Source organism: Pantoea sp. Lij88, from assembly GCF_030062155.1.
Classification (GTDB): Bacteria; Pseudomonadota; Gammaproteobacteria; order Enterobacterales; family Enterobacteriaceae; genus Pantoea.
Genome location: NZ_CP118268.1, coordinates 126,440 through 139,808 on the forward strand (window position 1 = coordinate 126,440; position 13,369 = coordinate 139,808).

The window sequence follows — 13,369 nt, forward strand, 5'->3', positions numbered from 1 at the left end:
ATCAAGATATGGTCAAGCCTGAACAATTTATCTCAGTGGCAGCGTGATCCCGATAAGCAGACCGCCGTCGGCAGGCAGCGTGGCGTGGAGCGACCCGCCGTGTGCCTCGACGATCGCTTTGGCGATCGACAGTCCAAGACCGCTGCCGCCGGAGTGGCGGGCGCGTGAGGAGTCGGCGCGGGTAAAGCGATCAAACAGCTGCGGCAGGAAGTCGGGTTCAACACCCTGCCCGTAATCGCGAAAGGTCATCGTGATCGCCTGATCGTTCTGGCTGGCGGTGATCAGCAACGCCCCACCGTCGGCGGCGTAGCGAAGCGCATTTTCACAGATGATGGTCACTACCTGGCCCAGGCGGAACGCGTCGGCATAGAGCAGCAGCTCTTCGGGTGCGATAACGGTGAGTGTCATCCCCGCCTGTTCGGCCTGCGGCAGCAGCCAGCCAGTGCGCTCGCGCAGTAATTCACCGGGATTTACCCGTTCGCGGTTGAGAGTAAGCTGCCCGGCATCCGCCAGTGATAAGAGATGCAGTTCGTCAGTCAGGCGACTGAGCTGCGTCAGTTGCTTCATGATCATCGCCAGCTGCTGCGGCTCGGCTGGAAAGACGCCATCCAGAATGCCCTGCAGGCGGCCCATCGCTGCCGTCAGGGGTGACCGAAGTTCATGCGCCATCGCCACATGGGAGGTGCGCAGCTCTCGCTCGTAACGCGCCAGCTGCTGCGTCATCTGATTAAAATCTTCAGTAAAGCGCACCAGCTCCTGCGGGGCTTCTTTCACCACCACCGCCGTCCGGCCAAACTCGCCTTTCGATACCGCGCGCGCCGCCGTGGCCAGATGGCTGAACTGCGCCGACAGCGGACGGGCAAATCGCAGCGCCATCAGCACCATAAACGGGATGGTGACCACCACCAGAACCAGGACGGTCAGCCAGTCAGATGAGGCCAGCGAGGGATCGGAAAAGTTGATGCCCCACCACTGATCGATAATCTGATGAAAGCGCGCCGGATCGCTGGCGGGATGGAGGCGCAACTGCCGGAACTCTTCGAGCAGCGCGGGTGGCATCCGGTAATAGACCCAGAATGCCTGTACCGCAAAGCGCAGCCACATACAGATAGCGATTAGCACCACGCTGCCTATCGCCAGCAACAGTACCCGGATGCAGATCCAGCGCCACAATGAGGTATGCGTATCGTTTTTCATGGCTGTCTGAACCGGTAGCCGACGCTGCGAACCGCCGGTAAGACGTCAGAGATACCCGCGGCTTCCAGCTTGCGGCGCAGGTTATAGACGTGGGTATCCACCACCCGTTCCAGCGCATCGCTTTCCGGCAGGCAGTGCTCCAGCAGAAACAGACGAGTGAACGGACGCGTCGGCGCGCGCATCAGCGTAACCAGCAGGGAGAATTCAGTGGGCGTCAGATCCAGGCGACGCGGTGCCTCACTGTCGCTATCAACCACAGCGGTGAGTGCCACAGGATCAACCACTAAACCTGCCCAGCGCAGGGTTTCTGCGATGCGGGCGTGACTCTGGCTGCGGCGCAGCACGGCCTGAACGCGCGCCACCACTTCGCCCGGATGATAGGGTTTGACCACGTAGTCATCTGCGCCATAACGCAGCGCACCGATGCGGTCGGGTGCATCGCCCATCGCCGTCACCATAATAACCGGGGTATCGTCACGACGGCGCAGCGCAGCCAGCACCTCGGTGCCGTTCATGCCGGGTAGCATGATATCCAGCAGGATCAGATCGGGCTGCCAGCGGCGGGCAGCCTCCAGCCCACCGGGCCCGTCACCGGCAATCATGACCTCATAATTTTCACGTTTCAGGTAGGCTTCAAGTACGCCCGCTGCATCTGCGTCATCTTCAATAATCAGTACACGTTTTGACTGCATTTTCGGATCACCTTGACTGTTTCTTCATAAATCCCTGGTCGTTCATTGACACTCGCCTCGCATACTCCGGCCAGTGACGCGGCACTGAATCCCTCAGCTCCGCACCTGATGTGATAATGAGGAAACGTGATGATAACCGGAAAAATAACGCTTCACATGGTCTGTTTTTCGCTGGGATTCAGCGCCGCTGCTGCCGTGGCTGATGAGAGTGCGACACCACCGCCTAGCCTGACCCTGGGCGTTGCAGGTATCAATGCACCGCGTTATAGCGGTGCAGATAAGCAGCACTGGCAACTGATGCCGGTGATTCAGGCGCGAGACGGAGCTTTCTTCTTCGACTCGCAGAAAGGGATTGGCTACGACCTGCAGGCGGATAACGGACTGTATCTGGAACATACGCTGGGTTACGGGTTGGGCCGCTCTGACCGGAATTCATCCTGGCGTGACGGTGATGACCGGCTCAGGGGCATGGGAAATATCGACGCAACGGTTAACACCGCACTGGCGGTGGGTTGGTCAGTCACGCCGTGGTTTGTACTGGAGGGCAAAGCCACGCTGCCGTTAAGTGATAGTCAGGGTGTGCAGTATCGGACTTCTGTGACCCTGATCCCCTGGCAGACCAGCGACGATACTGTCGCTCTGCAGGTGGCCGGTCTGTTTGGCGACGCACGTTACATGAATACGTATTACGGTGTTAACAGCGAGCAAAGTGCGCGCAGCGGATTTGCTCGCTACGATGCGGCGGGTGGGTTTTACGGCACCGACACCAGCCTGACCTGGAGCCATCAGTTCACGCCTGCCTGGGCCGCCAGCGTCATAGGGGATTACACCTGGCTGGATAAGCATGCCTCAGATAGCCCCATCGTCGCACGGAATAACGGCGCGACGGCCACGCTGGCATTGAGCTACACCTTCTGAATGGCATCATGAAGAAAAGAGAGATGCGCAGCCACCGTCGTTTGCTTGCTGCGCTGATTTTATTGTATCTGCTGGTTTATGCGGTGATAGTCGCGGTGCTTAGTCTGTTTGATGCGCCGAAATAAGGATAGGGATATCTTTAGTTATTAATGTTTATCACCGCGACTGTGAGTGTTTCGCATCAGTGCTACGTAAGTAATTAACGCTATTGTTGAGAGTGGTGCAGGTTGATAAGTTAAATTATTAGCATTAAAGGTAAGATTTATTCTTAATGGCAGGTTGTTGAGTGCGTTTATATTAATGAAGTGACTAAATAAATATTTCAAAAAAAGATGTCATTCAGAAGGTGATGGTTTTTTTAGAAGGTTTTCCACTCATTTATTTTGATTAGAATGTTTGCGCGGGATGTAACTATGCGATGATGATGTAGGTTTTTGATGTGGTTAACTTATTGTTTTATTTCTAAATAAAAGTGCATTGATATGTGGTGGGTAATTTTCAATTAATTCGAAGATTGAATAACATTTTCTCTTAAATATGAATGCATTCATTGTCTATGAATTCATAGATGACTCAGCAATAATTTACTCTGTTCCGGATAAATTCTTGCTGAAGAAGCATCATAAAAATTTAAAGAAAGTGAACCGATGACAAATAAAAAAAGCTCAATACCCCATGACGCGACATTTAGACAGTTCCTGACACACCCGGATGTTGCCAGAGAGTTTATGCAACTGCATCTTCCTGCGGAACTGCGTGAAATCTGTGATCTCAACACCCTCAAGCTGGAATCTGGCTCTTTTGTTGAAGACGATTTGCGCCAGTATTTTAGTGATGTTCTGTATAGTCTGAAAACCTCCGCCGGGGACGGCTATATTCACGTTCTTATTGAACATCAATCTACGCCTGACAGACATATGGCGTTCCGCCTGATGCGTTATGCGATAGCTGCGATGCAACGGCATCTTGAGGCGGGCCATAAAAAGCTGCCCCTGGTTATACCGGTATTGTTCTACACCGGTAAGCGTACTCCCTATCCTTATTCCACCCGCTGGTTCGATGAATTTGATGATCCGGATGTGGCAGAAAATCTTTATGTAAGTGCTTTTCCGCTGGTGGACGTGACAGTTATCCCTGATGACGAGATCATGACGCATCGCAGCATGGCCGCGCTTACGCTGATGCAGAAGCATATTCATCAACGTGACATAGCCAGTCTGACCGATCGTCTGGCCACGTTACTCATGGCCGATTATCTTTCTTCACCCCAGGTATTGGCGCTGATACACTATTTGATGCAGGCAGGCGAATCAGCTGATCATGAAGCTTTTGTTCGCGAACTGGCACAGCGGGTGCCGCAACACGGAGACGCACTGATGACAATCGCACAGCAGCTTGAGCAAAAAGGTATCGCAAAGGGCATCGAAAAAGGGATTGAAAAAGGTATTGAAAAAGGGCGCTCTGAAGGTAAGCGTGAAGCAACCCTCGAAATTGCGCGAACTATGTTACAGAAAGGCCTTGAACATAAAACCATCATGGAGCTGACTGGCCTTACCTCACAGGACCTGGATCAAATCCAGCATTAGGTTTTACTGGATAAGATCCGGATCCAGGTTTGCATTCTCAGTGTGAGTATTGAGTCACCTGTCAGCTTTCCCGCGCTGCTGGCGCTGCAGGAAATTCCAGGTCGCGCCCAGCATGCCGGAGTCGTTGCCGTAGGTCGCGGCATCAATCGGAATATCCAGATCATATTTTGCGAGCTGCTCTCCAAGTTCATCGAGGAACGGTTCGCGCGCAGTAATCCCCCCACCGATAAATATCATCTGCGGATCGAAGACACTGAAGAGGTTGTATAAACAGGCCGCGAGGTCCTCGTAAAATTTATTCACCACCTGCTGCGCGGCTTCTTCATTTCTATCGTATGCATCAAAGACATCTTTACCGCTCACGTCGTCAGTGGGCCGATCGGTGAGCTGGCTGTAATTCTCCCGCAACGCCGTCATGGTGCAGCTCTGGCTCATGGTGTGACGTTCAATATTGCTGCTGGTGGGCCGTGAGGTCAGCAGACAGCCAAACTCGCCCGCCCGATTACGACCACCCCGGATCAGGGCGCCGTTGCAGAAGGCCGCTCCGCCTAAGCCGGTGCCGATGGTGAGCATCAGAAAATCATTGAGCTCTTTCGCTTTTCCCAGCCACTGTTCAGCCAGCAGTGCGCAATGTGCATCGTTTTCAACCGTGGCAGGCAGAGCGGTTTTTTCCGTCAGCCACTGACTCAGATGAAACTGATCGAAGTCACGAATGGTACCGCCCATGGCGATATATCCGGCTTCTGCATCTATATAACCCGGCGTACTCACGGCGATGCCTGCACAGCCGGGATTTTTCTCCAGCCAGTCCAGGATCTCATCAAGGATTTTGTCGCGTGAGTTATGGGAGATATCGGCACTGTCGCTGGTCAGTATATTTCCCTGATCGTCAATCACGCCCATTTTTAAAGAGGTACCACCAATGTCAAAAGCTGCAATTTTCATCAACGTTCTCTGAAGTTGTTTTCATCCGGTTAATTGTAGTGCTGAAAGAAAAGGGCAGGAGGCGGGAGGGCGGCAATTTTGTCAGGAAAGGTACAGATAGAAAGCTATTGCTGAAAGGGCGTATCTGAGATTACCCCGCGCACAGGAATATCCCTGTAATTTAAAACCTGCGCATCAGAGCGTCTGGTTGCGCAGGTTTAAACGTTACTATGGCGTCACTGCCATTTCCGCAGCAGGATGCTGGCGTTAACGCCGCCAAAGCCAAAACCATTCGACATGGCATGGTTAAGTACGGCGGGACGCGCGCTGAGCGCCACCAGGTTCAGATTGCCTGCGGCTTCATCGGGATGATGAAGGTTCAGCGTCGGCGGAACAATCTGCTGACGCAGCGCCATCAGGGTGAATATCGCCTCAACACCGCCCGCCGCACCCAGCAGATGTCCGGTGGCGGATTTGGTTGAGGCGATCGCAACCTGTGAATCATCACCAAATACGGCGCGAATAGCGGCCAGCTCACCGTGATCGCCAACCTGCGTGGAGGTTGCGTGAGCGTTTATATGCTGGACATCGTCCGGGCTGATACCGGCCTGGCGCAGAGCCGTCCTCATCGCCCGCGCAGCCCCACTGCCATCTTCCGGACCTGCGGTAAGATGGTAAGCATCAGCGCTGGTGCCATAACCGATAATCTCCGCCAGCGGGATAGCGCCACGTGCTTCGGCATGCGCCAGCGATTCAATGACCAGCAGGCCAGCGCCTTCAGCCATCACAAAACCACTTCTGTCGCGATCAAACGGACGCGAAGCATGATGCGGATGATCCTCATAACCCACGCACAGTGCACGTGCTGCTGCGAAACAGCCCAGCGTCACGCGATCTAAGGCTGCTTCGGTGCCGCCACAAATCGCAATGTCTGCCTCGCCACTCCTGATTAACCTGGCGGCATCACCAATGGCCTGCACGCCTGCAGCACAGGCGGTCACGGGCGCGCCCAGCGGGCCCGTGAAACCGTGTTTTATCGAGACATGACCGGCGGCCATATTGGCCAGAAACGAAGGGGCAGTGAAGGGCGAGAGCCGGCGTGGGCCTCGCGCGTCGGTGGTGCGCACCGCGTCAGCAATGGCCCCAAAGCCGCCCACGCCGGAGGCGATTATGGTCGCGGTGCGCTCGCGTGCGGCGTCATCTTCGGGATGCCAGCCTGCCTGATTCAGCGCTTCGTCTGCGGCCAGCAGCGCAAATTCGATAAAGCGTGACATCTTTTTGCGCTCTTTCGGCGCGATGAATGCTTCGGGGTCATAGCCCGCCAGCGGATCTTCATCGATGCCCGGCACGCTGCCACCTACAGAAATCCCGGTGCCGGCGGTGAGCGTATCAGGCAGGAGACGGATACCCGACTCGCCCGCTGTTAATCGTTGCCAGACGGTGTCAACGCCACAGCCGAGTGGCGAAACGATGCCTGCGCCGGTAATGACAATGCGTTGTGATGAGGCTGAATGACTCATGCGGTTTCTCCTGTCATCTTTTCGGACAGCGGCTGGAATGCTGTCGCAAAGCGTGGAAACACGCCTGAGGCATGAATGCCTGGAGCGTGAAGGGTGAGACCCTGCGCTGCGCGAGCGCAGGAAAGAAAGAGAACAGATAAAGATAAGCTTAGCATCAGGATCCTGAATGATGACCAGAGAGAGGCTTAGCTTTGATCATGTGACCATTTAAGTCAATGGTCACGACCTGTCAGGGTGCAAGGCTTCGAAGCACCAGCGCAGCCAGTTGTGCGGAGGCGGCCTCTGCCTCATCGAGACTGTATTGCAGGAGCACCGGACTGACATAGGGTTTGATCACCCGGTAGATCGCTTCTGCCGCTTCGTCAGCAGGCGTTTTACGCTCAAACTCGCCCGTTTCACGGCCCAGACGAAGGATCTGCTGAATCAGATTCAGAATACGCTTTTCGTATGCCAGGGCGGATGGCCAGCGATCGCGCGACGCGACGGCGGCAATGTCATAGAGTTTGCGTTCATGAAAAAACAGCTCAGTGCTGGAGGAGGAAAGCGTGCGAAACAGTCGCCGCAGTTGTTCCGATGCCCCCGGTACATCAGCGATCGCAGCTTCAGAGCGCTGCATAATCATCGCCAGCCGGTTTGAACAGATGACTTCGCCAATCGCCTGCTTCGATTCAAAAAATTTGTAGATGTACGCCTTAGAGAAGCCGATAGCTCGGGCGAGATCGGAAACGGTGGTCTTTTCGTAGCCGTAATGCGCGAAGTGCTGCATGGCAGCATCCACAATCTGGTCACGCACGCTGTGCCCGGCGGGGCCGCGGGTGCCACTGTCCGTAACGGATTCAGTCATTGTTATAACCTGACGAGTTGGTAAGTGGTTAAAAATTCAGTGACCACTGTTATTGGTGGTCACATTTTAGACGTGGTTTTCATGAAACACTACATTTTGCTGCGGATAAAAAGAGAGAGCGGTTATCAGTTCAGTTGAACCGCATTCCCGGTGAGAGGAGGAAGCAGAGTTGTTTGCAGAACGGCGCGTCTTAAAGAGAAATAACCCATTTCAGTAAACCCGCTTATGGGCTGGCAGGACATTTTTAGAATGTATTCGTGACATTAGTCGCATTTTTTGTCAAGACGGTAAAGCCGCTTTAAGGTGGCTATTTAAGGTCTCTTTAGTGAATATTTATATAACGTAATTTATAATAACGGTAATTAAGCAAATTCAGCGTATTTTTAATGATTTACATCATCAACGACATTATCACCTTCAATTCAGATGACTGTACGCTGAGTCATATCCCTACCCAGGAGTCACTGAGCCTGAGCATTTCATCGGGCCGGCTATTTGAACAGCTGTTGAATTCCGGTGGTGAAATACTGGCGCGTGACACCCTGCTGACCGAGGTCTGGGATAAATATGGTTTACGCGGTTCAAACAGTAATCTGAATCAGTATCTCAGCATTGTGCGCAGAGCGCTTGCCGCCTTCGGCTGTGAAAACCTGATCATTACCATTCCAAAAATTGGTATACGCCTCAATACCGAAATCAAAGTTGAACGTGAATCACCTCCCTCTCTCGTCAGGGCGGAAGAAGCACAGGATGAAATGCTCGCTGAGGTTGCTGTTGCCGGTCCGGAAAATCAGGTCCTGTCACCTGCTCCAGAATGGGCAGGTCGCGTTGTCAAAAAAACTTTCCCCGCCTTCAGGGTGACGTTCATCCTTATTGTGCTGGCATTAATGGCGAGTACTGCCTGGTACTATGCTGCCCGTGATACTGATATTAATACAGGCATGAGTACTGTAAAACTTGAAGGGGGGTGTGAGGCCGTGTTTATTCAGGGGCTGGACGTTTTTGAGAAAAAATCGCTGAGTAAGCAAATTCTTCAGATGCTCGCAGAGAATAATGAATCCTGTGTGCCCGGACGACGCATCTATTTTGATAAAAACACCGCATTCTCCACCACTAATTATGGAAGGACGCTTATCTCCGCCTGTAACCTCAATGGCAGTGGACATATTATTTCTTGTGAAAATTTTTACTATCTTGACTGGAGAATCAATTGAGAAGGCGCGCTACCTTCACGCTGACGTTCACGCTTGCTGTGCTGTTGCTGCTGATCTTTGCAGGCATTAACTATTTTAAGCCTCATACAAGCGTTCTGCCTTTTCATTGCTTAACATTCAGTCGCTATGAACTTAGTCATGATGCTAATGAAAAAATAGACTTTGCGGTTTCTCAGGACCTGCGTTTCGTCGATCTTAACTCTGGCTATCTGCTGCTGAACGGAAAAGTAACGTCCGGGGACAAGGTGACCATTCTGAACCGGCGCATTGTGCTGAACAATGGTCATGAAATTGAAGACAATACCTATCGTTATAAGATCAGAACGATCATTACTTCAACGAATGATACGACGCCGGATACGGTATTCAATCGGTTGCTGGCAGAAATCACGCTGGATCCCACCTATGTGCAACTGGACATCACTCAGCTCGATGACAGCACCTATCTTATCGGCGCGCCGCTTGCCTATCTTTTTAGCTGCCAGAAATATTAAGTCGTACGGCACTCTGCTGAAATCGAAACCGGAAGGACTTTTGCCCTTCCGGTTTTTTCACATTGGCAGACAATAAACTGTGTTAGCCGGTCCGGAAGGTTTTCAGTATCCCGGTAAAAAGCTGAATGTCCTCTTCTGTGAGAGGTGCCGCTTTTGACAGAGAGAAGATCAGAATATCATCCATGTTCAGTGTAAATATCGCCTGTTTTTGATAAAGACGCTGATTATCGGGTCGCAGAAAATCGTAGGTAATCATAATGCCGGTGGTCAGGCCATCACCTAACACCACAGGCTGATGATCCTGCTGCTGCCAGTCTTTCATCTGCTTTTGAAAAATAGCCAGCTGGCTAAGAATGTACTCTTCCGGATTATTATGGTTCCCTAATTTATCGCGGGAAATAGTGATCGGCGGCAGAGCTGATTGCGTATGAACCAGTGTGTTCAGCGTTCGCTCACAGTAGCCCTGTGGCAATGTGATCATACCTTCGCTGAAGCGGCAAAGAGACTTATCCATGCGTCATTTCCATATTGTTGTGGGTGTTCTTTAACTGAATAATTGCTCTGCAGTGACCTCGCTGAGCATGCCGTTATTAAGCAGGACGAGTCTGTCTGCACTTCGGATCGTTTCCGGGCGATGTGCAATGATGATTCGGGTAATTTTCATCTGCTTAATGGCGTTGTTAATCTGCGCTTCGTTATAGATATCAAGATGGCTGGTTGCCTCATCCAGAACCAGAATATGGGGTTCACGGTACAGCGCGCGTGCCAGCAGAATACGTTGCAGTTGCCCTCCCGACAGAAATGACCCCATATCGCCGACCAGACTTTGATAATTCATCGGCATTTTCATGATATCGCCATGAATCTGGGCCAGGCGTGCCACACGCGTAATTTTTTCGTGGTCGGGTTCATTATCAAAGAAGCTGATGTTCTCACTGATAGAGCCTGAAAAGAGAATGTCATCCTGCATCACACAGCCGATCCGGTTACGGTGGTGTTCAAGTCCGGTCTGGGTGATATCCAACCCCCCCACCGTGATAGTGCCGGCTTCAGGGTGCAGCAGGCCAAGAATGATTTTGGCCATGGTGGTTTTTCCCTGTCCGGATGGCCCCACGATGGCCAGGCTTTCGCCTGCTTTAATCTCCAGATTTGCACCATCGACAACCCAGGGTTCCGTCGGTGCATAGCGGAATCGGATATCATTCAGTCTGATATCCTGCGGTTCTTCAGTTTCATAGTCGGTGCTTTTACTGACCAGAATGGGGTTGGTTTCAGAACTGTCTTCTGTTTCTGACAACACAATATCGGCCAGACGTTCGCCATGCATACGCAGCATTCTGAAATCGATGATGGCGTTGATTAAACCCGCGCCGCGACTCATAAACTGATCGGAAAAGCTGATGAAGGCCGTCAGCATACCGGCGGAGAAGTTACCATCGAGCACCTGCAGCGCGGCCAGCCAGACCAGAACGACCCGGCCTATTGACGTCAGTAACCCCTGTGCGGATCCAAACAGAATATTAAGCTTCTGTATCACAATGCCTTTATTGGTGGTATCCACCAGAAAGTTCATGTAAGCCGAGAGGCGGGGGATCTGTTTATTATTGGTTTTCACTGCCTGTATACCGCGCAATGTCTCAAGCAGAGAAGACTGGGTTCGTGCCGAACTGATTATCTGCTCTTCGTTGGCCCGGCGAACCGGATCGTAGGCCAGGAAGCGCAGCAGCGCATAAGCGATAAAAAGACCAATGACCAGCCAGGCAAGTTGCGCATTATAAATGAAGAGCATTACTACCGTGACAATTGACATGACACCGTCCAGTACGGTGCTGATGAAACGGCTGGTCAGCGTACTCTGAATGGTATTAAGTGAACCGTAACGGGAGAGAATGTCACCTGTGTGTCGTGATTCGAACCACTCCAGCGGCAACTTCAGCATATGGTGACAGACGTTTATGGTCCACTGCACACTGAGCTGGCTGGAGAACCAGCTCATTACCCACGAGCGCAGGGCTGTGACGATCGTCTGAAACAGCGCGATCATGATAAAGCCCATACCAAGCAACGTCAGCAAAGAGTAGTCAGCTGAGACCAGCACCATATCCATAACCCATTGCATAAAGAATGGGGTCAGGACGCCGAACAGCTCCAGCGCGATCGACAGGATGAGCACCTGAGCAAAGGCAGATTTAACGCCGGTGACGCTGCCCACCAGCTTCATCATGGAGATGCTTTCTTTTTCCTCTTTGACTTCGAAGCTGGAAGAGGGAACCAGCTCCAGAGCGACGCCAGTGAAGGCGCTGGAGGCCTCTTTGAATGTCAGCTCCCGAATGCCACGCGCAGGATCATGCAGGGTTATTTTATTGCCGCGCACTTTTTTCAGTACGACAAAGTGGTTCAGTTCCCAGTGCAGAATGCAGGGCATGCGAAGTTTAGATAACTCTTCCATTTCCACACGCAATGCCCGTGAAGTCATGTTGAGCTGTTGTGCCATCGCAATAATATCAGCCAGTGTGGCCCCTTTGAGTGAGGTGGCGAACTGGCGACGTAACGTAATCATGTCGATTTCATGACCGTGATAATTGGCCACCATGCCGAGACAAGCCAGCCCGCACTCCGCTGCCTGTGACTGACGAATCATCGGCAGGCGGTTAAACCATTTAAAATTGAGTTTCTCTAATAACAACACAGAACAGACCTTCTAAATCAGAGAGAAATTTTGTGTCCCAGCGCGAAAATCGGCTCCAGTACCCATTCATAGAGATGACGTTTGTCGACAATAAAGTCGGCGTCCAGCGCCATACCCGGCTTCAGTTTTTCATCCTGCGAATAAGCAGAAATGGTTTGTTTATCGAGTGCGACCAGCACCCGATATTGCTGTTCCTGAATATTGTTTTTACCGGTTAAGGTGGAAACTTCCTGAGGAGAGAGGGCGGTGCGGGAAACTTCGGTCACCCTGCCATACTGCTGACCAAATTTTTGGTAAGGGAAGGCTTTGTAACGCAGCACAACCCGCTGACCTGGCTTAATAAAGCCAATGGATTGTGTATTCACCATGATGCGGGCAACCAGATCGGAATTGCTCGGCAGAATGGAAATCGCTGACTGGCCGGCATTCAGCATCTGACCATTTTTAATCATGATCATGCCGACATAGCCACTTTTTGGCGCACGGAGTTCAAAGGATCGCCGCGCTTCATTCTCCGCCATCGATTGACGGTTATCTGCCAGCTGCCGCTCGATATCGTTACGTTTTTTCTCATCATCCAGCGGCCTTTCATCCTGCTGCTGTTCCGCCTGAACGATTTTCTGGGACGTATCCAGCAACTGACGCTGGTACTCCTGATAGCGTGCCTGACTATCGAGTAGCGCAGATTCCTGCTCTTCAAGTTGACGGTTTGAGGCGTAACCCTCCTGATGCATAGCATTCAGTTTATCGAGTTGCAGCTTTGCTAATGCCACCTGTTTACGACGGTGTGCAAGCTGCAATTTAAGCTGTTCCTGCTGAAGTTTCAGACTGCGGATTGTGTCCGATAACCCCTTCATCTCCACGTCATGCAGTTTGGCCAGTGTCTCAAGATCCTGCTGCAGCCTTTCCCGCTGACCTGCCAGGTTTTCCGCAATGACCTGACGCGTCTGTCCCATTTGTGTTGAAATTTCTGATGACAGCACCATGAGAACATCCCCCTTTTTGACGAGCTGTCCTTCTTTAACCGGAATATCAACCACCGTGGCGCTGACAGGAGGCGGAATAACTAACATGCCATTTTCAGGCAGCAGTTCACCGGTAGAAGATTCATATTTTGTATAGCTACCAAAAATAAAAAAAAGAGCGGTAACGGCAGTAATAAAAATCACCACAGAAATGACAAGCCAGCGATAAGGTGGACAATAGAGTGCCACGACACCCAGGTTACCCCTGTTAGCGGCATCAAGCGCCTCCTGGCGGAAGAGTGACTGTTCCATTTATATATTCATCA

At 51.9% G+C, this 13,369-nt stretch carries 12 protein-coding genes; 4 read left to right on the forward strand and 8 right to left on the reverse strand.

The window, feature by feature from the left end; genetic code table 11:
- Window positions 1-27 precede the first annotated feature (27 nt).
- The gene (locus PU624_RS03705; protein WP_283545207.1) at window positions 28-1,197 is read right to left on the reverse strand and encodes a sensor histidine kinase; all 1,170 of its coding nucleotides are present in this window, start codon (window positions 1,195-1,197) and stop codon (window positions 28-30) included.
- Window positions 1,194-1,889, reverse strand: coding sequence for a response regulator (locus PU624_RS03710; RefSeq protein ID WP_283545208.1), 696 nt, complete (start codon window positions 1,887-1,889; stop codon window positions 1,194-1,196). Before PU624_RS03710 ends, PU624_RS03705 begins: the two co-directional genes overlap by 4 nt.
- 129 nt (window positions 1,890-2,018) lie before the next feature.
- Here PU624_RS03710 and PU624_RS03715 point away from each other — a divergent pair, with 129 nt between their 5' ends.
- Window positions 2,019-2,807, forward strand: coding sequence for a MipA/OmpV family protein (locus PU624_RS03715; RefSeq protein WP_283545209.1), 789 nt, complete (start codon window positions 2,019-2,021; stop codon window positions 2,805-2,807).
- 647 nt (window positions 2,808-3,454) lie between these two features.
- Window positions 3,455-4,393 (forward strand): Rpn family recombination-promoting nuclease/putative transposase, encoded by a 939-nt coding sequence (locus PU624_RS03720; protein ID WP_283545210.1) that lies wholly within the window; start codon window positions 3,455-3,457, stop codon window positions 4,391-4,393.
- Between the two features lie 54 nt (window positions 4,394-4,447).
- On the opposite strand, the gene PU624_RS03725 is transcribed toward PU624_RS03720, so the two are convergent.
- The 3 genes from PU624_RS03725 to PU624_RS03735 form a co-directional block, all read right to left on the reverse strand.
- Window positions 4,448-5,338, reverse strand: a complete 891-nt coding sequence (locus PU624_RS03725) for an ROK family protein (RefSeq protein ID WP_283545211.1) — start codon at window positions 5,336-5,338, stop codon at window positions 4,448-4,450.
- 215 nt (window positions 5,339-5,553) lie between these two features.
- Window positions 5,554-6,837 (reverse strand): beta-ketoacyl-ACP synthase II, encoded by a 1,284-nt coding sequence (fabF, locus tag PU624_RS03730; protein WP_283545212.1) that lies wholly within the window; start codon window positions 6,835-6,837, stop codon window positions 5,554-5,556.
- A gap of 229 nt (window positions 6,838-7,066) precedes the next feature.
- Entirely contained in the window at window positions 7,067-7,681 is a 615-nt protein-coding gene (locus tag PU624_RS03735) for a TetR/AcrR family transcriptional regulator (RefSeq protein ID WP_283545213.1), read from the reverse strand.
- Window positions 7,682-8,067: 386 nt separating this feature from the next.
- Between PU624_RS03735 and PU624_RS03740 the strand changes: the two genes are divergently transcribed.
- Both PU624_RS03740 and PU624_RS03745 read left to right on the forward strand, forming a co-directional pair.
- Window positions 8,068-8,895 (forward strand): winged helix-turn-helix domain-containing protein, encoded by an 828-nt coding sequence (locus tag PU624_RS03740; RefSeq protein WP_283545214.1) that lies wholly within the window; start codon window positions 8,068-8,070, stop codon window positions 8,893-8,895.
- Window positions 8,892-9,389, forward strand: coding sequence for a FidL-like protein (locus PU624_RS03745; protein WP_283545215.1), 498 nt, complete (start codon window positions 8,892-8,894; stop codon window positions 9,387-9,389). Before PU624_RS03740 ends, PU624_RS03745 begins: the two co-directional genes overlap by 4 nt.
- 82 nt (window positions 9,390-9,471) lie before the next feature.
- Here the strand turns inward: PU624_RS03745 and PU624_RS03750 are convergent, their stop codons facing one another.
- From PU624_RS03750 to PU624_RS03760, 3 genes are read right to left on the reverse strand one after another with little or no spacing between them, the layout of a single operon-like run.
- Window positions 9,472-9,903, reverse strand: coding sequence for a DcrB-related protein (locus PU624_RS03750; RefSeq protein ID WP_283545216.1), 432 nt, complete (start codon window positions 9,901-9,903; stop codon window positions 9,472-9,474).
- Window positions 9,904-9,933: 30 nt separating this feature from the next.
- Window positions 9,934-12,078, reverse strand: coding sequence for a peptidase domain-containing ABC transporter (locus PU624_RS03755; RefSeq protein ID WP_283545217.1), 2,145 nt, complete (start codon window positions 12,076-12,078; stop codon window positions 9,934-9,936).
- Between the two features lie 17 nt (window positions 12,079-12,095).
- A complete protein-coding gene (locus PU624_RS03760; RefSeq protein ID WP_283545218.1) occupies window positions 12,096-13,355 on the reverse strand; it encodes an HlyD family secretion protein in 1,260 nt (419 codons plus the stop codon).
- Between the last annotated feature and the right edge of the window lie 14 nt (window positions 13,356-13,369).

Bases quoted from the DNA above. Each gene is read 5' to 3' on its own strand.
- PU624_RS03705 (WP_283545207.1), bottom strand. From the start codon at position 1,197: ATGAAAAACGATACGCATACCTCATTGTGGCGCTGGATCTGCATCCGG.
- PU624_RS03710 (WP_283545208.1), bottom strand. From the start codon at position 1,889: ATGCAGTCAAAACGTGTACTGATTATTGAAGATGACGCAGATGCAGCG.
- PU624_RS03715 (WP_283545209.1), top strand. From the start codon at position 2,019: ATGATAACCGGAAAAATAACGCTTCACATGGTCTGTTTTTCGCTGGGA.
- PU624_RS03720 (WP_283545210.1), top strand. From the start codon at position 3,455: ATGACAAATAAAAAAAGCTCAATACCCCATGACGCGACATTTAGACAG.
- PU624_RS03725 (WP_283545211.1), bottom strand. From the start codon at position 5,338: ATGAAAATTGCAGCTTTTGACATTGGTGGTACCTCTTTAAAAATGGGC.
- fabF (WP_283545212.1), bottom strand. From the start codon at position 6,837: ATGAGTCATTCAGCCTCATCACAACGCATTGTCATTACCGGCGCAGGC.
- PU624_RS03735 (WP_283545213.1), bottom strand. From the start codon at position 7,681: ATGACTGAATCCGTTACGGACAGTGGCACCCGCGGCCCCGCCGGGCAC.
- PU624_RS03740 (WP_283545214.1), top strand. From the start codon at position 8,068: ATGATTTACATCATCAACGACATTATCACCTTCAATTCAGATGACTGT.
- PU624_RS03750 (WP_283545216.1), bottom strand. From the start codon at position 9,903: ATGGATAAGTCTCTTTGCCGCTTCAGCGAAGGTATGATCACATTGCCA.
- PU624_RS03760 (WP_283545218.1), bottom strand. From the start codon at position 13,355: ATGGAACAGTCACTCTTCCGCCAGGAGGCGCTTGATGCCGCTAACAGG.